Here is a 19,766-nt window from a genome sequence, read left to right on the forward strand (position 1 = left end):
TGACACCGTCGAGCCGCCGCTCGCGGCACCCTGGATCGCCGGTTCACGCACCCCGTGTCAAGGGGGTGTCGCGATCCCGATGCGCGACGTACCGTTGTTGCGCCAGCCACCAGGGGCCGCCACTCACCACGGCGGAGACCGGATCAGGACCACGGACAGGACAGGCACATGACCACGAAACGACTTCGTCGACTCGCGCTCCCCCTCGTCGGAGCGATCGCCCTCGGGCTCGGACTCATCGCCCCCGCCGCACCGGCGTCGGCCGCGGGTGCCGTGCCGAAGGGCGACCCGTACCTGCTGTACACCGCGAGCATCAGTGCGAGCGGCTCCGGCACCGGGTACTCGTCGTACATCAACGTGCACGACGCCCACAACAACGCGTTCTCGTTCGGGATCCAGTCGGACAAGGGCTCCCCGCAGAGCAAGGGCAAGCCGCGCTACATCTGGGAGCGCGTGCAGAACGGCAAGTTCACCTACGGGTACCTCGGCGCGGCGTCGAACAAGGTGACGCCGGTCGGCATGCGCTGGTACCAGAACGACGTCGGAACGATGATCGTCAACCACCACACCATCGGCACCCTGAAGGTCGAGCTGCACGGACGGCTGTTCTTCAACGCCGAGGCCAACGCCCGACTCAACGGTGACGTCGTGCACTCCACGGTGCAGAACACCCGCATCACGGTCGGCAACGTCAAGGGCCGCACCGGCCTGAACGGCAAGTGGGACACGAGCTTCTCGTTCCGCGGGCTGAAGGCGAAGCAGACGAACGCCCCGCGGGTGCAGGGAGCCACGTTCAAGATCGACGGACGGGTCGCCGGCCTGCCACGCGGCGGGAACTGGGACACCGAGCAGGTGTCCGGAATCGCCATGATCGCGCAGAAGTGGTGACCCGCCCGGTCGACTGATGTCAGGCGGCGTTGCGAGCGGCACCGAACCCGCCGAGCGCCGCGTCGACGTCGTCGGGCTCGCCGTCGTGATCGTCGTCGGGCTCGGCGTGCCCTGGCCGACGGTCGTCGTCGGACGGGTCGTGGTCGAGGTGGCCGTCGGAGTGGCCGTCGGGGTGGCCGTCGGGGTGGCCGTCGGAGTGGCCGTCGGAGTGGCCGTCGGGGTGGCCGTCGGGGTGGCCGTCGGGGTGGCCGTCGGTGTCCGCGGGCTGCGGGTCGCCGCCGGCCGCGGTGTCGCGCCGGTCCTTCACCTCGCCCGTGCGCATGTCGACCGGCCGGTCGATCCCCGACACCGACGAGTCGTTGACCTGCCGGGGCACACGGACCCAGTTGCTGATGCCCCACGCCAGGTCGTGCCCGATGCCGTCCGCGTCGATCTCGACGGAGGTCCCGCCGCGGCCGTCGCGTTCCCACGTCCGGATGCGGACCCGGCCGGCGACCACGATCCGGTCGCCCTTCTTCAGGGACTTGAACACGTTGGCCGCGAGCGAGCGGAACGCGGTGACGGTGTACCAGTTGGTCGCGCCGTTGACCCAGGCGGAGGTCGCCCGGTCCCATCGGCGTGAGGGTGAGGCGAGCCGGAGGCTCGTGATGGCGATGCCGGTCTCGGTGACGAGGTGACGCGGCTCTGTCGCGACGATTCCGCAGACGGTGATGATGTCGTTCATGCGTCGAGCGTGCAGGAGCCCGGGGCTGCGGAAGCAGCCCCGGGCTCCATCTGTGTCGTGTGGACCCGAACAGGCGACCTGTGGAGGACGAGTCCCCCGCGCCTCCTGTCCGGACCCGCTCAGTGCGCTCGGAACTCGGGCCGGGCTGCCAGCGGGCCGAGCGCGGCGTGGACCGCACCCTTCGCCGACTCGAGGGACGGGTACAAGCCACCCGTCCGCCCTCGTCCGTAGAGCTCGACCTGGAAGCCGTCCGCCGCGCGGTGGATGCTGCCCACCGCTCCGGCCGGACCGATCGCGACCCAGGTCCCGGTGTTGTTCGTCATCGTTCGACCACCTCCTCGTGGCCCCGACGCCCGAGGTTCAGGACGCCAGGATGTACTGACTGTAGGCCTTGCGGACCTTGTTCACCTTCGGCAGCGCGACTGCGAGGCAGTAGCCCTGGCCGGGGTTCTTCGCGAAGAAGTCCTGGTGGTACTCCTCGGCGGGGAAGAACGTGCTGAGCGGCTCGATCGTCGTGACGATCCCACCGTCCCAGATGTCCGACGCGCGCCCGACGGCCCGCTCGAACAGCTCGCGCTGCGCGTCGTCGGCGGGGAACATCGCCGAGCGGTACTGCGTGCCGACGTCCGCACCCTGCCGGTTCAGCTGGCGCGGATCGTGCAGCGTGAAGAAGACGTCGAGGATCACGTCAGCGGGGATCACCGTCTCGTCGAAGGTCACGGCGACGGCCTCGGCGTGCCCGGTCGTGCCGGTGCACACGAGCTCGTACGAGGGGTTCTCGATGCGTCCACCGATGTAGCCGGACACCACGTCCTGCACGCCTTCGAGCGTGCGGTACACGGCGTCGAGACACCAGAAACACCCACCTGCGAGCACGAACGTCGTCATGGGCACAACCTACCTTTCCGGGCTCCGGACGAGCCGTGTCGGGGTCTTCCTCCTCCACAACCCGCATCGACGCCGCCCTGTTCCCCACCTCGGACGGATCCCTCGGCGTGTCGGTGGTCGCCCGTACCGTCGGACCCACACCGACCAGGAGGCCCACGATGCAGATCACGACCGAACCCGCACTGCGGATCCGCAGCGTCCCGCTCGCCCGGTCGCGTGGCGACCTCCGCATCCTCGACGTCCGCGACGACCTGAGCCGGGTGACGCGGGCGAACGGCGAGATCGTCGGGTACGTCGACCGGGTCGACGTCGCCGGGGACACGGCCTACCGTGCGCGTCGCTACGTCGCGACCGAGCGTCGGTTCGTCGAACTCCCCAACGTCTGGTCCGCCGACGACGCGGTCGACTGCCTGCGGTGGGCATGATGTTCCAGATTGGAATCATCTCGGGTCGGATGCGCGGAACGCCGTGCACCCTCCCCGACGCCTGACCGTTTCGTGAGTACGGTGCACGCATGGACTGGTGGAACGACCTGACCGACTGGACTTCGTCCGACGACGGATGGCGCGTGATCTCGGGCGCACTCATCCCCTTCGTCGCCATCGTGGTGGCGGGTGTCATCGCGGCGCTCATCGGCCGCGGCGCGACGAAGCGGGTCGTGGCGCTGCAGGAGCGCGAGTCGAAGAACGCCGCCGTCGCGGCGATCATCTCCGCGGCACGCAAGGCCGCGGCGTGGGGCTCGCTCGGACATGACGAGCGCGGCTACGCCGACCACCTCGCCGAGGACGCCGACATCCGGCTCCGCCTGCTGCCCGTGCAGGGCGCACCGCTCGCCGCGAACTGGGCGCAGCACGAGATCGCCGACATCAAGAAGAACTCGTCGACCTTCAGCTTCCAGGCGGAGCAGTCCCTCGCCGACTTCCGCGACCGTCTGCTCGAGTGGCAGGCGCGGCCGGGTCGTGCGCGCAAGCTCTTCAAGGCAGACCTCGAGCGTTGGAAGTTCGACTCGCCGGACCCCGACGCCGACCTGATCAAGCGTCAGCAGGACTGGAACGCCGATCAGGCCGAGCCTTCCCGCGCACCGGCCGGCCCGACGCCGGGCGTCGCTGCTGCCCCGGGCGTCGCTGCCGCCTCGGGCGTCGCTGCCGCCTCGGCCGAACGCCCGACCCCGACGACGACCTCGCTCCGTCCGGCCCAGCGACCCGTGCCGGCCCCGGCTGCGGCTGCGGCTCCGACGACCTCGGCCGCTCCCGCGGCCTCGAACCCGGCTCCGACCCAGGCCCCGGCTCCCGCACCGACGTCGGGTACGACCGGCTCCGGTGCGACCGGCGCGGGTGCCGCTGCCGGCGCCGGCGCCGCGGGCTTCACGATCAACCGTGGCGGCGCCGACCAGAACGCGACGCGCTCCTACGGCGAGAACACCACCCGGGTCTACGGCGACGACACCACCGCATCGTCCACGCCGACCCCGCCGGTCCGTCCGGCGCTCGGTTCGCCGACCTCACCCGCTCGATCCGCCTCTGCTCGGGACACCGACGACACCGAGGTCGTGGACGACGCCACCGCCACCAAGGCGTTCGGGTCCGACCGACCGACCGTGCCGGTCGCATCGACGCCTGCTCCGACCTCGGCCGACGCGCACGTGAACCGGACCCCGTCGAACGACGTGCCGTCTCCCGCGCCGAAGGTCGAGACCCCGGGGACGACGAGCACCACGTCCATCCCCACCCGGATCAACCAGGCACCGGCCGAACCGAGCGATGCGAACGAGACGTCCGAGGCGCCGTACACGCAGCCGATCAGTGCCGCCGAACTCCGCCGCCGCGCCGCCGACGACGACGAGTAACGAGCAGCACCCGAACGAGCAACGGGCCGCCATCCGATCGGATGGCGGCCCGTTCGCGTCGTGCCCCCGGCAGGAATCGAACCCGCGGCACGGTGGGTAGAAACCACCTGCTCTATCCACTGAGCTACGGAGGCGAGCGACGTCGATTCTAGCGGCGACCCGTTCCGGGTGCTGGATGAACGCCCCCGCAGCGTTCCGCCCGCGTCTCCTCCCCGTTCGCCTCCGGGACACCCGGGCTTCGTAGCGTCCGGAAGATGCACTCCTCCGGCACCGTCCTCGCCGTCGTGCCCGCCCGTGCCGGCTCGAAGGGCATCCCGGGCAAGAACCTCCGCACCGTCGCCGGGCAGACCCTGGTGCGGCGCGCCGTCCGCTCCGCGACCCGCGCGGCACGCATCGACGCCGTGATCGTCTCGACGGACGGGGACGCCATCGCCGCCGAGGCCCTGGCCGCCGGGGCCGACGTGGTGCGGCGACCGGCCGACCTCGCCGGCGACGAAGCCTCGTCGGAGTCCGCGTTGCTGAACGTCCTCGACGAACTCGAGGCGACCGGGGCCGCACTGCCCGAGGTCCTCGTGTTCCTGCAGGCCACGTCGCCGTTCATCGACCCGGGCGACCTCGACGCCGCGGTCGCCCGGGTCGTCGACGGGCACGCCGACTCGGTGTTCGCCGCCGCTCCGTCGCACGCGTTCCTGTGGCGGACGGCACCGGACGGCTCCGCGGTCGCGGTGAACCACGACGCATCGACCCGTCCGCGCCGGCAGGACCGCGCGCCGGAGCACCGCGAGACCGGTGCCTTCTACGTGTTCCGGACGGATGGGTTCCGCGCGCGAGGGCACCGGTTCCACGGCCGCGTCGAGGTCGTCCTCGTGGACGCTGCCGGCGCGATCGACATCGACGACCCGTCCGACCTCGCCCTGGCCGAGGCCCTCGCCGAGCACCTCGACGGCCGGCACCCCGAGCACCTCGACGACGAGCACGGCACACCGACCCCAACCCCGACGCGGGCAGCCCCCGCACCGAACGGAGCACCATGACCGTCACCATCGGCAAGTCCAGGATCGGCGCTGGACACCCCGCCTACCTCATCGGCGAGATCGGCCTCAACCACAACGGCGACGTCGACATCGCGAAGCGACTCATCGACGTCGCGGCCGACGCCGGCCTGCAGGCCGTGAAGTTCCAGAAGCGCACGCCGTCGATCTCCACGCCCGAGCACATGAAGCACACGCCGCGGAGCACTCCGTGGGGCGACATGACGTACCTCCAGTACCGCTACCGCGTCGAGTTCGACCGCGACCAGTACATCGAGATCGGCGACCACGCGACGCTCCGCGGCCTCGACTGGTTCGCGTCCCCGTGGGACGAGCCGTCGGTGGACTTCCTCGAGGACCTGAACGTCGTCGCGTACAAGATCGCCTCCGCTTCCGTGACGGACCTCGGCCTCCTCGCGGCGGTCGCTGCCACGGGCAAGCCGGTCATCCTGTCGACCGGCATGTCCACGCTCGAGCAGATCGACGCAGCGGTCGAGGCCCTCGGTACCGACCGCCTCGTGCTCATGCACGCGACCTCGACGTACCCGTTGCCCGCCGAGGAAGCGAACCTCCGCATGATCGACACCCTCGCGGGCCGGTACTCGGGGGTCCCGGTCGGCTACTCGGGGCACGAGCCCGGTCTGCAGATCTCGATCGCTGCCGTCGCGCTCGGTGCCACCGCGGTCGAGCGGCACATCACCCTCGACCGGACGATGTGGGGGTCGGACCACGCGGCGTCGCTCGAGCCGCACGGCCTCCAGACCCTCGCACGCGACATCCGCATCATCGAGACCGCGCTGGGCGACGGGGTGAAGCGGATCTTCCCCGGCGAGCGGGCACCACTCGCGAAGCTCCGCCGCGTCGGCGCGTGAGAGCATGCAGTACCCATTCGACCAGCGGCGAGCGGGCACCACTCGCGAAGCTCCGCCGCGTCGGCGCGTGAAGGACGGTCGCGTGAGCGGCCTGGTCGACGGGATCGGTGCCCTGGACGTACCGGGTGACGGCGGCGAGTCGACCGACGGCCTGGAGGCGCGCCTCCCGGCCGCACCGCGACCACGCGTCCGACGCGTGGTCGGCCTGGTCGACACCGACTCGTTCGCGAAGTGGGGCGCGCACCTGCTCGCCACTGCCCCCGCTGACTGGGAACTCGAGCTCCGCACCGTCGCGACGCCCCGGTCGGCGAGCCCCGGACAGCTGCGATCGGCGTTCCGGGGACTGGACTCGCGCCTGGCGCACCTGCGGACGGACCCTCCGGCGCCGAACGACGTCGACACGATCGTCGAGGAGCTGCGACGCGACCCGCCCGACGCCGTCCTCGTGTCGGTGATCGGCCCGGTGGCGGAGCTCGTGCTCGACGAGGTCCACCGACGTGTCCCGAACCGTCCAGTGCTCGTGTCGGGGCTGCCGGGCATCTCGTTCCCGGCGAAGTGGAAGGGGATCTTCTTCCGCGCCCGTGCCGACCTGTTCGTCCTGCACAGCCACCGTGAGGTGCGTGCGTACGAGGAGCTGGCTCGCGAGGGCGGGGTGGAGCCGCACTTCGCGCTCGCGACGCTGCCGTTCGCCCGGAGCGTGAGCGGGCACGCCGGCGGGCACGCCCACGACACCGGCAGCACCCGCGACGTCCGTGACACCGGCGGCACCGGCGCGGTGCGCGACTCCGTCGTCTTCGCCGCGCAGCCGAGCGTGCCGTTCGAGCGCGCCGACCGCGCCCTCGTCGTCGAGTGGCTCGTCGCGACCGCGCGGGCCCATCCCGAGTGGCGTGTGGTGATCAAGACGCGTGCGGCGTCCGGCGAGCACCAGACGCACCGCGAGGAACACCCCTACCCCGACCTCGTGCCGGCCGACGCACCGGCGAACCTGGTGGTCGAGAGCGGGCCGATGGCCGAACACCTCGACCGTGCGGTGGCCCTCGTGACGATCAGCTCGACCGCCGTCCTCGAGGCTGCGGCCCGCGGGATCCCGGCACTCACCCTGACGGACTTCGGCATCGGCCGGCACCTGATCAACGAGGTGTTCGTGTCGAGCGGGCTCGAGGGGGACGCGGTCGACCTGCTCGACGGCCGGTTCGGGACCGTCCGTCAGAGTTGGATGCGGGACAACTACTTCCACCCGCCGTCGGACGACGACTGGCAGCGTCGACTCGCGGAACTGATGCTCCGGCGCGACGACGGGACGCTGGTGGACCGGGCGCCTGCTCGTCGGAGTCGCGGCGGCGTGCTCCGCCGTGCCTGGGAGCGGAAGAACGCCCTCGGTGGTGCCGACCGCAGCCCGCTCGGTCTCGCCGCCCTCGTCGTCGGGGCACCGATCCGGAGCGTGAAGCGCCTGGTGCGCCGCGTCCGTGCGCTGGTCGATCCGCCGGAGCTGGCGGTGGTGGCTGCGCCGACGTCGCAGCGCGCGGCTCCGTCGTTCGGGGCTGTGCCGGTCGGGGCTGTGCCGGTCGGGGCTGTGCCGGTCGGGGCTGTGCCGGTCGGGGCTGTGCCGGTCGGGGCTGTGCCGGTCGCGTCAGAGGGCCTTCGCGACCGCGAGCAACAGCTGGTCACGGGTGGGGACCCCGGGTGAACGGAAGACCTCGGCTCCGTCGTCACGCCGCACGATGATCGTGGGCGTCGATCGGATGCCGAGGTCCTCCGCGGTGTCGGGGGCGGCCGCCACGTCGCGTTCGGTCACGGCGAGCCCCGGGACGAGCGCCGACACCTCGGCCGACACCCGGCGGGCGGCGGCACACGGTGCGCAGAAGGCGGACGTCCAGAGGTCGAGCTGCATGTGACCCTGCAACGCGGCGGCGCGGGGTTCTACTCCCGGTCGAACTCGCCGCTGCGGTCGCCGCGGTCGGCCAGGTCGTCCACGGGGTCGGACTCCCCCGGCTCGTACGTGAACTCGACCGAGATCTGGTCGAGCACCTGACGGGACTTGGTGGCGCGGTAGGTGAAGGCCGTCTGGAGGCCCTCGACGTCAGCGAACACCGTGACCTCGTCGTCCAGCGCGTCGCTCGTCGCGGTGCGGGTGTCAGTCGTGCCGTCGAAGGGTCCGCCGTGGAAGATCGCGGTGTACTCGTCGCCTTCGTGGATGGTGATGTCGCTCATGCATCCCTTCTACCAGGCAGTGGTTGGCGCAGTCTGCTGCGGTGCCTGTTGCGGGATGCATAGCATCGCTATATAGTTCTGCTATGGAATCATCGCGCGAGCAGACGATCGAGACGCTCCTCGTCTCCGTCAACCGCCTGATCCGCACCGCGGCACAGTCGACCGGCAACACCACGTCGGCGGCCGTCTGGCGGACCCTCGGAATCCTGGAGACCGACGAGCCGCTCCGACTCGGCGAGCTCGCTGCAGCCTCCCGCGTCGCACAGCCCACGATGACCCGGCTCGTCGCCGGCATGCTCGCCGACGGCCTCGTCACCCGGAGCGTCGACCCCGACGACTCCCGCGGCCAGCTCATCGAGATCACCGATGCCGGCCGCGCACGGCTCACCGCGTGGCGCGCCACCCTCACCAGCACGGTCGGCCCGATGTTCGCCGACCTCACCGACGACGACTGGGACGTCCTGCACCACGCGTCGATCCTGATCGCCGAGCGCACCAGGACGTCGCTCACCACGACGTCGACCACGACATCGACCACGACATCACTCACCGGAACGGAGATCCCCGCGTGAACGCCCACGCACCTGCCGGCCAGTCCGGCTCGATCCTCAAGCAGTCCTCAGCGGTCTGGGCGATCGCCTTCGCCTGCGTCGTAGCCTTCATGGGCATCGGCCTCGTCGACCCGATCCTGCCCGCGATCGCTGCATCCCTGAAGGCAACCCCGGCGCAGACCGAGCTGCTCTTCACGAGCTACCTCGCGGTCACGGGCGTCGCGATGTTCTTCACCAGCTGGGTGTCGAGCCGCATCGGCGCGAAGCGCACCCTGCTGATCGGCCTCGCGCTCATCGTCGTGTTCTCGGTCCTCGCCGCCACCTCGAACAGCGTGTGGAGCATCATCGACTTCCGCGCCGGATGGGGTCTCGGCAACGCGCTCTTCATCTCCACTGCCCTCGCCACCATCGTCGGTGCAGCGTCCGGCGGAACCGCGTCCGCGATCATCCTGTACGAGGCGGCGCTCGGCCTCGGCATCGCCGTCGGGCCCCTCGTCGGAGGGCTGCTCGGCTCGGTGAGCTGGCGCGGACCGTTCTTCGGCGTCACCACGCTGATGGCCGTCGCGTTCATCGCCATCGTGGCGCTGCTCAAGTCCGGCTCCCTCGAGAAGCCGACGCCGACGAAGCTCTCGGCACCGTTCCGCGCCCTCGCCCGTTCCGCGCTCGCAGCACTCGCCGCGACCGCACTCTTCTACAACATCGGCTTCTTCGTCCTGCTCGCCTACACGCCGTTCCCGCTGGGCTTCGGGGCGCTCGGCATCGGCTTCACGTTCTTCGGCTGGGGGCTCGGTCTCGCGATCACCTCGGTCTGGGTCGCCCCGATGCTCACCGCCCGCATGCGTCGCACGAGCGTGCTCAAGATCGCGCTCCCGCTGCTCGCGCTCGACCTGTTCGCCGCAGCGGTCGTCGTGCGGTCGCAGGTGGGCCTGATCATCTGCGTCATCATCGGCGGGCTCGTGCTCGGTGTCCTGAACACGGTGCTCACCGAGTGCGTGATGGAGGCCACGGACCTGCCCCGATCGGTCGCCTCGAGTGCGTACTCGGCCGTCCGCTTCATCGGCGGCGCAATCGCCCCGCCCGTCGCGACCCTGCTCGCCGACGCGTACTCGCCGTCGGCCGCGTACATCTTCGCCGGAGCCTCGGTCGCCGTGGCGTTCGTGGTGATCCTCTGCACGACGAAGGTACTGCGCCGGGTCGACGACGGCGCCGAGCCCGAGCGCGTCGAGGCCGAGGCCATCTCCGCCGGCGAGATGTCCTAGCGCTCCCCCGCCGCGCCCCGCGGCACCCCGCCGAACCCCCGCGGGGCCGTCCCGCGAGGCCGTCCCGCGAGCGGGCGAAATGCCCGGACACCTGACGAAGGTGCCCGGGCATTTCGCCCGCTCGCGCTGGGCGCGGCGCGACACGAGTGCCCACGCGAGCCGAGCGGGCGAAATGCCGCGGTCGCCACGCGGCACGGCCAGGCATTTCGCCCGCTCGCGCTGGGCGCACTGGTCGCGACCGCCTGGAGGCCCGTCACCCGCCCGGCGGACCACCACCGGACCTCCAGGCGGTCACCGTCACCGCCACCGCCCGACGCGCCTTCGCGTCGACCCGCGATGAGCGCCCAATCGCCGAGCGGGCAAAACCGCAGGCCCGACCCGCAAGGCGACCGCGGTGTTTCGCCCGCTCGCGTCGGGTGCGCTGGCTCGCCCGGGCGCGCGGACATCGAGCGGCCGCGTGGCCGCGTGGCGAACGGGCGAAACCGCAGGCCCGACCCGCAAGGCGACCACGGTATTTCGCCCGCTCGCGTGGCGGGGGAGGCGCGGGGCCGGTCCGGCGGAGGGGCGGCGGGCCTCCAGGCAGTCACCACCACCGCGTCGGGACCGCACGCGGGCCGGGAATAGGATCGTGCACATGGCAACCGCGAATGACCGCCTCGTCTGGATCGACTGCGAGATGACCGGCCTCGACCTCGAGGTCGACGAACTCGTCGAGGTGGCCGTGGTCATCACCGACTTCGACCTCGAGCCCGTGCACCCCGGGTTCGACATCGTCATCAAGCCGGACCAGTCGGCGCTCGACAACATGAACGAGTTCGTGACGAACATGCACGTCACGTCGGGGCTCATCGAGGAGATCCCGAACGGCGTGAGCCTGGCGGACGCCGAGTACCAGGTGCTCGAGTACATCCTCCAGCACGTCCCCGCCGAGGGCACCGCGCCCCTGGCCGGCAACACCATCGGCACCGACCGGGCGTTCCTGTCGAAGTACATGCCCCGCGTCGACGGCCACCTGCACTACCGCAGCGTCGACGTGTCGAGCATCAAGGAACTCTGCCGTCGGTGGTTCCCGCGCGTGTACTTCAACTCCCCCGAGAAGCACGGCGGGCACCGCGCACTCGCGGACATCCTCGAGTCGATCCGCGAACTCGAGTACTACCGCCGCGCCGGCTTCGTCGCCGAGCCCGGGCCGACCACGGACGAGGTGCGTGCCGTCCAGTCCGCGGTCGTCGAGAAGTGGGAACCGCGCCTGGCACAGCCTGCGGCCGAGTAGCGACACGGGTGGTCGGCACCGCCCGCAGCATGTACTACTATTGAGTGGTCGCGCCGGTCCGCTGGCGTGTGCATGGTGGATATAGCTCAGTTGGTAGAGCGCCTGGTTGTGGTCTAGGAGGTCGCGGGTTCGAGACCCGTTATTCACCCCAGTACTGATGCAGATCAGAAGAAGGCCCCGGTCCGTTGGATCGGGGCCTTCGTCGTTCCGCGAGTGGTCAGTGCGGTGTGGGACGATCACCCCGTGATGGAGATGTCCGCCGACGCGTTCGAGCAGCTCGTGACCGACGAGCTCGACCTGCTCCCCGACGAGATGGTCGACGGCCTCGACAACGTGGTGTTCGTCGTCGAGGACGAGCCCGAGGACGGCTCCGAGCTGTTCGGGGTGTACGACGGCATCGCGGCCACCGAGCGCGGGCAGTACGGCTTCGGTGAGCTGCCCGACCGGATCGTGGTGTTCCGCAAGCAGCACCTGGTCGAGTGCGACACCCTCGAGGAACTCAAGGACGAGGTGCACACCACCCTCGTGCACGAGATCGGGCACTTCTACGGCATCGACGACGAGCGGCTGCACGAGCTCGGCTGGGCGTAGGCGCTCGGCCGGTGCAGCGGCGCACCCGGCGCTGCGGCGCTGCGAGTTTTCGGGCTCAGCGACATCTCTCGGGCCCACGAGCACGCGAACTGTCGCCCACCGCGAAAACTCGCGCCCGCGCGCCGCCCGCGCCCGCCCGCCCGCGCCCGCGCCCGCACCCCCTCAGAACCGCGTCGGCCCCACCTCGTGGTACTTCTCCCACGCGTCCACCGGCCCCCGCCCGTGCAGCGCGTACTCCCCCACGAGCCGCTCCTTGTACACGGCCGGGTTGTGCGACGCGACGACCCGGGCGTTCCGCCAGTGCCGGTCGAGCGCACGGGTCCGGTCAGCAGCCGACGCCCCGCCGACCTCGAACAACTCGGACGCCGCCCGCAGCACCCGCGGACCGATCTCGACCTGCGCCTGGTACACGGCGTTCTCGGCGGCGTCGAGCAGCGGCTTCGACACACCCGCATCCGAGCCCGCCGGCCCCGCCACGTTCGTCGCGACCACCCCGTCGAGCATCCCGGCCGCCACCACGACGAGTGACCGAGCCGTGAACGCCCCGGCCGACAGCCGTCCGAGCACCGCCAGGATCTGCGGGTCATCGCCCGGCCGAGAAGCGTTCGCGTGGATGTACGTCCGGGTGCGGGGCCGCACGAACGCGACAGCATCGTCCGACACGGCCTGCCCGATCCCGGCGAGGACCGCCAGCAGGTACAGCTGGTAGAAGGCCTGGATGTGCGACAGCGGCGCGTCCTTGTACGCCGAGACCACCGACGGGTCGACGGCGACCCCGTCGAACACCGTCGTCCCGGAAGCGGTCAAGCGCTGCCCGAAGCCGTCCCAGTCGTCGATGCTCGTCACGCCCGGCGCGGAGGCGTCGACGGCGAAGGTCACGCGCTCCCCCGAGCGGTCCGCCGCCAAGTAGATCCAGTCCGCGTAGAGCGTGCCGGTCGAGTAGAACTTCCGACCGTCGAGACGAACGGAACCACCATCAGCCGCCGACACCGTCGTCGAGATGTCCGCGAGCGTGGTGCCGGTCCGCTCGGACGTGGCGTTCCCGATGATCGCTCCGCCCACGATCCGCGCCAACCACTCGTCCCGCCCGGCCGACGATGGCCGGAGCAACACCAGTTCGGTGTACCCGAAGTGCCCTCGCCACAGGTGCGCGATGTTCGAGTCCGCCGCCGCCAGGTCCGCCACCAGCTGCACGAGTTCGACGAGCGTGACCCCGAAGCCGCCACGGTCCTCCGGCACGCGCAGCCGTCCGAAGCCGGCGTCGGCGAGCGCGCGGACCTCGGCGTGCGGCAACGGCCGGTCGCCGGGGGCACCGGAGGCGAGCTCCCGCTCGACGGCACCTTCGCGGATGGTCGCGAACACGGGTGCGAAGCGTTCGCGCAGGGTCGCCAGACGATCGGCCGGGAGGCCCGTCCCCCGCCCGTCGGTCGTCGTCGCGTCCGTCATGCGGTCACCTCCACGGCCCGTGCCGCGTCCGCCGGCGCCGTCGCGCCCGCGCCGCCCGTGAACGCGCCGCGCCACTGCCGGGCGGGGTGCGAGTCCGGCAGCTGCGGATGGCCGAAGAGCTTCTCGCGCAGGGTGCCCTCGCGGTACTCGGACTGCATCAGGCCCCGCTCCTGCAGGGTCGGCGCGATGTCGTCGACGAACTCCTCGTACGAGCCGGGCAGGGTCCAGTTGATGACGTTCACCCCGTCGACGCCGACCCGCTGCCAGTCGGCGAGTTCGTCGGCGATCTGCTCCGGGGTGCCGACGACCCGGGCGCGGAGCTTGGCGGACAGGCGGGCGAGGTCGGCGATCGTGGGTTCGCGGTCGCCGGCTGCTTCGCGGAGCCACTGCAGGTGCGACTGCCCGGCGTGGGTGCGGACCTCGGACAGTGGGGTGTCCGGGTCGAGGGCCTCGCCGGTGTCCGGGTCGAAGCCGAGGTTCGAGTGCACCAGGAAGCCGTCGGCGGCGAGGTACTCGTCGATCTCGGCTTCCTTCGCCTTCGCCTCGGCTTCGGTGGACCCGGTGACGAAGGTGAGCCCGAGGAAGAACGCGAGGTCGTCGCGGTTCCGGCCGGCCGCCTGGGCGAGGTCGCGGGTCTCGCGGATGAGCTGCTCGGTGGCGTCCCGGTTCGAGGTCAGGATGAACTGGGCCTCGGCGTTCCGCGCGGCGAAGGCACGACCGGCGGGCGACGACCCGGCCTGGAACAGCACCGGCGTCCGCTGCGGCGACGGTGCGCTGAGGTGCGGTCCCTGCACGTCGTAGCGCTTGCCGTGGTGGTCGATGCGGTGCACCTTGTCGGGGTCGGCGTAGCCCCGGACCGGGTCCTTGAGCACGGCGCCGTCCTCCCACGAGCCCTCCCAGAGCTTCGCGCAGACCTCGAGGTACTCCTCGGCCCACACGTAGCGCTCGTCGTGCTCCTCGAGCCGGTCGGCACCGAAGTTCCGGGCGGCGCTGTCGAGGGCGCTCGTGACGACGTTCCAGCCGATGCGGCCCTTGGTGATGTGGTCGAGGGTGGAGACCTTGCGGGCGAAGTCGAACGGGTGCGACTGGATGACGCTCGACGTGAACGCGAGCCCGAGGTGCTCGGTCGACACGGCGAGCGCGGAGAGCAGCACCGACGGGTCGTTCGAGGGGATCTGCAGCCCCTCGCGCAGGTTGGTCGAGTAGTCGCCGCGACCAGGTCCGTACGTCCCGACGACGTCGGCGAAGAACACCGCGTCGAACTTCCCGCGCTCGAGCGTCTTCGCCAGGTCCGTCCAGAGCGTCACGTCGTCGAAGTCGGCCTGCCGGGCGTCGGGGTGCCGCCACAGGCCGTGCTGGATGTGCGACGTCGTGTTCATGACGAAGGCCGCGAAGCGCAGCGGACGGTTCGGTGCATCGCTCATGCACCCATGTTCCCCGCGCGACGGTCACGGGACGCAGTGACGTGACCCCGCGTTACGACGCCGGTTCCGCCAGACGTCGGAGGCGACCATGCTCCTGAGGCATGCCGACCTCGACCACCGTCACCGCGCCTCCAGGCCGTCCGACCGCACCGACGACCAACGCGACCCGCCGACGCGTCGCCCTCGCGTCGTTCGTCGGCACCACGGTCGAGTACTACGACTTCTACCTCTACGCGACGGCCTCCGCCCTGGTGTTCGCACCGACGTTCTTCCCGTCGGTGACCCCGGCGGTGGGTGTGATCGCGTCGTTCGCGACGTACGGGGTCGGCTTCGTCGCGAGGCCGCTCGGCGGGATCATCGCCGGGCACCTGGGCGACCGGATCGGGCGGAAGAAGCTGCTCGTCGCGTCGCTGGTGCTGATGGGTGTGGCCTCGACGCTCATCGGTGTCGTGCCCTCAGCGTCGAGCATCGGGATCTGGGCGGTCGTCGCCCTCGTCGTGCTGCGGCTGTTGCAGGGCCTCGCGGCCGGCGCGGAGTGGGGCGGCTCCGCACTGCTGTCCGTCGAGCACGCACCGGAACGGCACCGCGGACTGTTCGGGGCGTTCACGCAGATGGGCTCGGCCGGTGGGATGCTGCTCGCGACCGGGGTGTTCACCCTCGTCCGGGCGGTGCTCGGTGACGAGGCCTTCCTCGCCTGGGGGTGGCGGCTGCCGTTCCTGTTCTCCGCGGTGATCGTCGCCGTCGGGCTCGTGATCCGCCTCGGCGTGCAGGACGCGCCGGTGTTCCAGGAGCTCCGTGCGTCGGGCCGGGTCGAGCGGTTCCCGGTGTGGGCGGCGATCCGGCAGCACCCGCGGTCGATCCTGGTCACGGCCGGACTCCGGCTGGTGCAGCCCGCGCTGTACTCGATCCTGACGACGTACTCGCTGACGTACCTCGGCTCCGTCCGTGGCCCATCGGGGGCTTCGGCCGGGCTGCAGGCGGTGTTGATCATCTCCGCGGTGTCGCTCGTGTCGACGCCGTTCTGGGGCTGGCTGTCCGACCGGGTCGGGCGACGGGTGCTCACGATCTGGTCGGCGGTGGGGATCGCGGTGCTCATCTGGCCGTACTTCGCGTTCCTCGACTCCGGGCCGCTCGGGCTGCTGCCGCTCGTCGCGCTGCTCGGCATGTGCGTGTTCCACGACAGCATCTACGGGCCGCAGGCGGCGTGGTTCGCGGAGCAGTTCCCGACGGGACGGCGCTACTCGGGGATGTCGCTCGGGTACCAGATCGGGTCGATCTTCTCGGTGGGGCTCACGCCGTTGCTGGCCGCGGTGTTCGTCGAGGTGGGCGGGGGTTCGCCGTGGATCCTGTGCGGGTACGTCGGGGTGTACGCGGTGCTGAGCATCGTCGCGGCGGTGTTCGCGGTGGACCCGGCTGGTCGGGGTTCGCGCCGGCGGGCTTCTCGGGCGTCTCGGGCGTCTCGCCGGCAGATTTCGGGCTGAGCGACACTTCTCGCCCTCGTGCGCCCGTGAACTGTCGCTCAGCGCGAGGACTCCCGGCGCTCCGGCGCTCCGGCGCTCGGCGCACGCGCACGCCTACGTCCGCAGCACCACGTCCGCGAGGGCAGCCGGGTCCTCGGCCGCGATGAAGTCCTGCTCCTGCGCGGCCCACCGGTCCCACTCCCGGGCGAAGGTCTCGCCGTCCCGACCGATCGCCCGCGCCCACCGCACGGAGTCGTCGGCCTCGAGCCACACCGTCAACGAGGCGAACGGTGCCGAGGCCCGCGAGAGCGCCCCGCAACCCTCGACCACGAGCGGCCGGTCGGGGTCGACGGCGGTCCACTCCGCCGCGCTCCCGGTCGACCAGTCCCACCGGCGGTACCCGCTGGGTTCGCCGAGCACGTCACGGACGACCGCCTCCGCTGCTGCTCGCAGGCCGTCCCAGCCGGGGTAGACGTCGTCGAGGTGCACCACCTCGGCACCGAGAATGGCGGCGAGCTCGTTGCCGAGGGTCGTCTTGCCGGTACCCGAGCGCCCGTCGACGAGCACCACGAGGCGCCCACCCGATGCGGCAGCGGCCCCGGCGGCAGCGGCGGCGAGGCCCCCGGCGACCCCGGGCCCGACCCCCGCCCTGGCTCCGGCTCCGGCTCCGGCTCCGGCTCCGGCTCCGGCCGGGTCGGCAGGCACGGCCCCGGCCCCGGGCGGGTCGGCAGGCACGGCCCCGACGCCGGGCGGGTCGGCAGGCACGGCTCCGACGCCGGCCTCGGCTCCGACGCCAGCCGGGTCGCCGACCGGGCCGCCAGCCCCGTCGTCAACCACGCCAGGTCCCCACGCACACCGCCACCGTGATCGACACCGCACCGATCCCGACGAGCACCGCCACCATCGCCCACTCGGGCCCTGCGAACCGCGCCACCCGCGCCCACGTCCGCCTGCCGGGAGCGCCGAACCCGCGGGACTCCATCGCCACCGCCAGGGTCGTCGCCCGCCGCAGCGCGAGCACGAGCAACGCGAACGCCATCGAGGCCCCCCGCCGCACCCGTCCGGAGTCCGCAAGCCCACGGGCTCGACGGGCCATCGCGAGCTGCCGCCAGTCGTCCGCGAGCAACGTCATCATCCGGATCGCCGCGAGCGCGCCGAGGACGAACCGTGCCGGCAACCGCAGCACCTGGGCGAGGCCGTCAGCGAGGTCCGTCGGATCCACCCGGACGAACAGGACGACGGCGGGCAGGCCGACCGCCAGCACGCGGAGCGCCGTCGCCAGTGCGAGGGTCAGCGACCCGTCGGTGACGTGCGCGAAGCCGATGTCGAGCCACTCCCGACCCGACGGGCGGCCGTACAGCGCGATGCCGAGGGCGGTGAGCGGCACGGCCACGAGCACCGGAGCCGTCCGGAGGAGCAGGGTGCGAACCGGCAACCGCAGCAACGGCAGGAGCGCGAGTTCGAGCGCGAGGGCGACGGCCGCGGACACCACGTCGAGGCTCAGCACGAGACACACCCCGAGCGCGAGCACGCCGAGCAGCGACGCCACCGGCTGCACGCCGCGGACCCCGCGTCGGCCCGGCCGGCCCGGAGGCGCGGCTCGGCCCGGAGGCGCGGCTCGGCTCACACGTTCCGGCCCGGCCGCCGGGGCGGTCGCGTTCGACGTCCCCTGGTCACCCCCCACGAGCCGGGCACCGTCCGCCGCGAGCACGAGCTCGTCGGCGTCGAGCGCCCGGACCAGGTCGCGGTCGTGCGTGACGGCGACGATCGCGGTGCCGTCGTCGGCCAGGGCTCCGAGGCGACGGACCACGGCCTCCCACGTGGCGCGGTCCTGCCCGGAGGTCGGTTCGTCGAGCACGACGACGGGCGGCCGGGAGGCGATCACCGCTGCGATCGCGAGCCGCCGCTGCTCCCCGCCGGAGAGCGTGAAGGGATTGGCGTCGGCCAGGTGCGCGAGCCCGAACTCGTCGAGCAGGGCACTCGCCCGGGCAGCCGCATCCGCCGAACCGAGGGCGCGGGGGCCAGCCTCGACCTCGTCCCGGACGGAACGGCCGACGAACTGGTGCTCGGGGTCCTGGAACACGGTGCCGATGCGGGCCGCGAGCTGCCGGCTCGACCAACGGTCCGGGGCATCGTCGAGGCCCGCGGCGAGGAGCGCGCCGGCGCGCAGGGTGCCCTCGGCCGGCGGCAGGAGTCCGGCGAGGGTGAGGCCGAGCGTCGACTTGCCGACGCCGTTCGGACCGGTGACGGCGAGGACCTGTCCCGGCCGGAGCGCCAGGTCGATCCCACTGCCCACTCGCCGTTGCCGGCCGCGGGCGGTCCCGAGCCCGATCGCCTCGAGGACCGCGTCGCCCTCGTCCCCGTCCCTGCCCCCGTCCCCGCCCGCTTCGCCGCCCGCTTCGCCGAGCGGGCGGAACACCGCGGTCGCCACCGGGGGCGCGCCGGGTATTTCGCCCGCTCGGCCGGGCGGGCGCCGCCCTCGGGCTGAGCCGCGCGCGGGTTCGGCGCCGGGGACCCACACGCCGGCGGCGGTCAGTGCGGCGCCGTGGGTGGCGAGCACCTCGGCGGGGCTGCCGTCGGCGACGACTCCCCCGGCTGGCTCCAGGAGCACGAGCCGGTCGACCAGGTCGAGCCACGTGCCGATGCGGTGCTCCACCACGAGCAGCGTCGCCCCGGTCTCGTCGAGGAGCGCCCGGACGGCGTCGTGCACCTGGTCCACGCCGGACGGATCGAGGTTCGCACAGGGCTCGTCGAGCACCAGGGCTCCCGGTCGCATCGCGAGGACCCCCGCCAGCGCCAACCGCTGCCGCTGCCCACCGGAGAGCTGCGCCGTCGAGCGGTCGAGCGGTAGGTCGAGCCCGACGACGTCGAGCGCTGCCCGGACCCGGTCCCAGGTCTCCTCGAGCGACACGCCCGCGTTCTCGCAGCCGAACGCCACGTCGTCGCCGACCCGCGACATCACGGTGTGCGCCTCGGGGTCCTGCATGACGAGACCGACCCGCCCGCGGACGGCGCGGGGGTCGGCGCCGTCGACGAGCAGTGTCCCCTGCACCGAGGCAGCGGTGTCGTCGGTGGGGTCTGGTTCGTCGGGCAGCACGGCGGCGACGGCTCGGAGGAGCGTCGACTTGCCGGCGCCGGAGGGTCCGACGATCGCGACCCGCTCCCCCGGTTCGACGGTCAGGTCGACGCCACGGACGGCCCACTCGCGCCGCTCCGGGTACCGCCAACCCCAGTCACGGAACGCGATGCGCGCCTCACGCTCGTCGGCGACGCCCGGGGACGCCGCCGACGGGGTGGTCACG

The 19,766-nt window shown here is 72.1% G+C and carries 20 protein-coding genes and 2 tRNA genes; 12 read left to right on the plus strand and 10 right to left on the minus strand.

What is annotated here, in order from left to right; translation table 11 throughout:
* The first annotated feature begins 168 nt into the window (after positions 1 to 168).
* Complete coding sequence (locus tag EDF19_RS01580) at positions 169 to 888, plus strand: hypothetical protein (RefSeq protein WP_123679201.1); 720 nt, start codon at positions 169 to 171, stop codon at positions 886 to 888.
* A 19-nt stretch (positions 889 to 907) separates the two neighbouring features.
* Here EDF19_RS01580 and EDF19_RS01585 read toward each other — a convergent pair whose 3' ends face one another.
* From EDF19_RS01585 to msrA, 3 genes are all read right to left on the minus strand, one after another.
* Positions 908 to 1,612 carry a single-stranded DNA-binding protein gene (locus EDF19_RS01585; protein ID WP_123679202.1) on the minus strand — a complete coding sequence of 235 codons (705 nt, stop codon included), beginning with the start codon at positions 1,610 to 1,612 and terminating at the stop codon, positions 908 to 910.
* A 119-nt stretch (positions 1,613 to 1,731) separates the two neighbouring features.
* Positions 1,732 to 1,935, minus strand: coding sequence for a methyltransferase (locus EDF19_RS01590; protein WP_111086793.1), 204 nt, complete (start codon positions 1,933 to 1,935; stop codon positions 1,732 to 1,734).
* A gap of 37 nt (positions 1,936 to 1,972) precedes the next feature.
* Positions 1,973 to 2,500, minus strand: coding sequence for a peptide-methionine (S)-S-oxide reductase MsrA (msrA, locus tag EDF19_RS01595; protein ID WP_123679203.1), 528 nt, complete (start codon positions 2,498 to 2,500; stop codon positions 1,973 to 1,975).
* A gap of 158 nt (positions 2,501 to 2,658) precedes the next feature.
* Here msrA and EDF19_RS01600 point away from each other — a divergent pair, with 158 nt between their 5' ends.
* Together EDF19_RS01600 and EDF19_RS01605 are read left to right on the plus strand one after the other, a co-directional pair.
* Positions 2,659 to 2,925 (plus strand): hypothetical protein, encoded by a 267-nt coding sequence (locus EDF19_RS01600; RefSeq protein ID WP_123679204.1) that lies wholly within the window; start codon positions 2,659 to 2,661, stop codon positions 2,923 to 2,925.
* An 89-nt stretch (positions 2,926 to 3,014) separates the two neighbouring features.
* Positions 3,015 to 4,346 carry a hypothetical protein gene (locus tag EDF19_RS01605; protein WP_123679205.1) on the plus strand — a complete coding sequence of 444 codons (1,332 nt, stop codon included), beginning with the start codon at positions 3,015 to 3,017 and terminating at the stop codon, positions 4,344 to 4,346.
* 61 nt (positions 4,347 to 4,407) lie between these two features.
* On the opposite strand, the gene EDF19_RS01610 is transcribed toward EDF19_RS01605, so the two are convergent.
* Positions 4,408 to 4,480: transfer RNA gene (locus tag EDF19_RS01610), tRNA-Arg, on the minus strand.
* Between the two features lie 120 nt (positions 4,481 to 4,600).
* Here EDF19_RS01610 and EDF19_RS01615 point away from each other — a divergent pair.
* The 3 genes from EDF19_RS01615 (at position 4,601) to EDF19_RS18945 (ending at position 7,936) form a co-directional block, all read left to right on the plus strand.
* Complete coding sequence (locus EDF19_RS01615) at positions 4,601 to 5,380, plus strand: cytidylyltransferase domain-containing protein (RefSeq protein WP_123679206.1); 780 nt, start codon at positions 4,601 to 4,603, stop codon at positions 5,378 to 5,380.
* Positions 5,377 to 6,249, plus strand: coding sequence for an N-acetylneuraminate synthase family protein (locus EDF19_RS01620; RefSeq protein WP_123679207.1), 873 nt, complete (start codon positions 5,377 to 5,379; stop codon positions 6,247 to 6,249). Before EDF19_RS01615 ends, EDF19_RS01620 begins: the two co-directional genes overlap by 4 nt.
* Positions 6,250 to 6,331: 82 nt before the next feature.
* Positions 6,332 to 7,936 (plus strand): DUF6716 putative glycosyltransferase, encoded by a 1,605-nt coding sequence (locus tag EDF19_RS18945; RefSeq protein WP_185022624.1) that lies wholly within the window; start codon positions 6,332 to 6,334, stop codon positions 7,934 to 7,936.
* Here the strand turns inward: EDF19_RS18945 and EDF19_RS01630 are convergent.
* Complete coding sequence (locus EDF19_RS01630; RefSeq protein WP_123679208.1) at positions 7,880 to 8,140, minus strand: thioredoxin family protein; 261 nt, start codon at positions 8,138 to 8,140, stop codon at positions 7,880 to 7,882. The genes EDF19_RS18945 and EDF19_RS01630 overlap by 57 nt on opposite strands.
* A gap of 29 nt (positions 8,141 to 8,169) precedes the next feature.
* A complete protein-coding gene (locus EDF19_RS01635) occupies positions 8,170 to 8,460 on the minus strand; it encodes an oligoribonuclease (RefSeq protein ID WP_123313422.1) in 291 nt (96 codons plus the stop codon).
* 83 nt (positions 8,461 to 8,543) lie between these two features.
* Between EDF19_RS01635 and EDF19_RS01640 the strand changes: the two genes are divergently transcribed.
* The 5 genes from EDF19_RS01640 to EDF19_RS01660 all read left to right on the plus strand — a co-directional run bounded on the left by EDF19_RS01640 (position 8,544) and on the right by EDF19_RS01660 (position 12,134).
* Positions 8,544 to 9,032: a MarR family winged helix-turn-helix transcriptional regulator gene (locus EDF19_RS01640; RefSeq protein WP_123679209.1), complete on the plus strand. Its 489-nt coding sequence runs from the start codon at positions 8,544 to 8,546 to the stop codon at positions 9,030 to 9,032.
* Positions 9,029 to 10,270: an MFS transporter gene (locus EDF19_RS01645; protein ID WP_123679210.1), complete on the plus strand. Its 1,242-nt coding sequence runs from the start codon at positions 9,029 to 9,031 to the stop codon at positions 10,268 to 10,270. The genes EDF19_RS01640 and EDF19_RS01645 overlap by 4 nt, the downstream gene beginning before the upstream one ends.
* 634 nt (positions 10,271 to 10,904) lie before the next feature.
* Positions 10,905 to 11,543, plus strand: a complete 639-nt coding sequence (gene orn / locus EDF19_RS01650) for an oligoribonuclease (RefSeq protein ID WP_123679211.1) — start codon at positions 10,905 to 10,907, stop codon at positions 11,541 to 11,543.
* Between the two features lie 75 nt (positions 11,544 to 11,618).
* Positions 11,619 to 11,694 (plus strand) — tRNA-His (locus EDF19_RS01655).
* 95 nt (positions 11,695 to 11,789) lie between these two features.
* Complete coding sequence (locus EDF19_RS01660; RefSeq protein WP_123679212.1) at positions 11,790 to 12,134, plus strand: metallopeptidase family protein; 345 nt, start codon at positions 11,790 to 11,792, stop codon at positions 12,132 to 12,134.
* Between the two features lie 162 nt (positions 12,135 to 12,296).
* Here the strand turns inward: EDF19_RS01660 and EDF19_RS01665 are convergent, their stop codons facing one another.
* Positions 12,297 to 13,580, minus strand: a complete 1,284-nt coding sequence (locus EDF19_RS01665) for an acyl-CoA dehydrogenase family protein (protein WP_123679866.1) — start codon at positions 13,578 to 13,580, stop codon at positions 12,297 to 12,299.
* Positions 13,577 to 15,004 (minus strand): LLM class flavin-dependent oxidoreductase, encoded by a 1,428-nt coding sequence (locus tag EDF19_RS01670; protein ID WP_123679213.1) that lies wholly within the window; start codon positions 15,002 to 15,004, stop codon positions 13,577 to 13,579. Before EDF19_RS01670 ends, EDF19_RS01665 begins: the two co-directional genes overlap by 4 nt.
* 101 nt (positions 15,005 to 15,105) lie before the next feature.
* On the opposite strand from EDF19_RS01670, the gene EDF19_RS01675 reads away from it, so the two are divergent.
* A complete protein-coding gene (locus EDF19_RS01675; protein ID WP_123679214.1) occupies positions 15,106 to 16,485 on the plus strand; it encodes an MFS transporter in 1,380 nt (459 codons plus the stop codon).
* 93 nt (positions 16,486 to 16,578) lie between these two features.
* Here EDF19_RS01675 and EDF19_RS01680 read toward each other — a convergent pair whose 3' ends face one another.
* Together EDF19_RS01680 and EDF19_RS01685 are read right to left on the minus strand one after the other, a co-directional pair.
* Positions 16,579 to 17,301, minus strand: coding sequence for an ATP-binding protein (locus tag EDF19_RS01680; protein WP_260216840.1), 723 nt, complete (start codon positions 17,299 to 17,301; stop codon positions 16,579 to 16,581).
* Positions 17,294 to 19,765: an ATP-binding cassette domain-containing protein gene (locus EDF19_RS01685; protein ID WP_221180598.1), complete on the minus strand. Its 2,472-nt coding sequence runs from the start codon at positions 19,763 to 19,765 to the stop codon at positions 17,294 to 17,296. The genes EDF19_RS01680 and EDF19_RS01685 overlap by 8 nt, the downstream gene beginning before the upstream one ends.
* Position 19,766: the final 1 nt, after the last annotated feature.

This window comes from Curtobacterium sp. PhB115, from assembly GCF_003752025.1.
Lineage (GTDB): Bacteria > Actinomycetota > Actinomycetes > Actinomycetales > Microbacteriaceae > Curtobacterium.

Bases quoted from the DNA above. Each gene is read 5' to 3' on its own strand.
- EDF19_RS01580 (WP_123679201.1), top strand. From the start codon at position 169: ATGACCACGAAACGACTTCGTCGACTCGCGCTCCCCCTCGTCGGAGCG.
- EDF19_RS01585 (WP_123679202.1), bottom strand. From the start codon at position 1,612: ATGAACGACATCATCACCGTCTGCGGAATCGTCGCGACAGAGCCGCGT.
- EDF19_RS01590 (WP_111086793.1), bottom strand. From the start codon at position 1,935: ATGACGAACAACACCGGGACCTGGGTCGCGATCGGTCCGGCCGGAGCG.
- msrA (WP_123679203.1), bottom strand. From the start codon at position 2,500: ATGACGACGTTCGTGCTCGCAGGTGGGTGTTTCTGGTGTCTCGACGCC.
- EDF19_RS01600 (WP_123679204.1), top strand. From the start codon at position 2,659: ATGCAGATCACGACCGAACCCGCACTGCGGATCCGCAGCGTCCCGCTC.
- EDF19_RS01605 (WP_123679205.1), top strand. From the start codon at position 3,015: ATGGACTGGTGGAACGACCTGACCGACTGGACTTCGTCCGACGACGGA.
- EDF19_RS01615 (WP_123679206.1), top strand. From the start codon at position 4,601: ATGCACTCCTCCGGCACCGTCCTCGCCGTCGTGCCCGCCCGTGCCGGC.
- EDF19_RS01620 (WP_123679207.1), top strand. From the start codon at position 5,377: ATGACCGTCACCATCGGCAAGTCCAGGATCGGCGCTGGACACCCCGCC.
- EDF19_RS01630 (WP_123679208.1), bottom strand. From the start codon at position 8,140: ATGCAGCTCGACCTCTGGACGTCCGCCTTCTGCGCACCGTGTGCCGCC.
- EDF19_RS01635 (WP_123313422.1), bottom strand. From the start codon at position 8,460: ATGAGCGACATCACCATCCACGAAGGCGACGAGTACACCGCGATCTTC.
- EDF19_RS01640 (WP_123679209.1), top strand. From the start codon at position 8,544: ATGGAATCATCGCGCGAGCAGACGATCGAGACGCTCCTCGTCTCCGTC.
- orn (WP_123679211.1), top strand. From the start codon at position 10,905: ATGGCAACCGCGAATGACCGCCTCGTCTGGATCGACTGCGAGATGACC.
- EDF19_RS01660 (WP_123679212.1), top strand. From the start codon at position 11,790: ATGGAGATGTCCGCCGACGCGTTCGAGCAGCTCGTGACCGACGAGCTC.
- EDF19_RS01665 (WP_123679866.1), bottom strand. From the start codon at position 13,580: ATGACGGACGCGACGACGACCGACGGGCGGGGGACGGGCCTCCCGGCC.
- EDF19_RS01670 (WP_123679213.1), bottom strand. From the start codon at position 15,004: ATGAGCGATGCACCGAACCGTCCGCTGCGCTTCGCGGCCTTCGTCATG.
- EDF19_RS01675 (WP_123679214.1), top strand. From the start codon at position 15,106: ATGCCGACCTCGACCACCGTCACCGCGCCTCCAGGCCGTCCGACCGCA.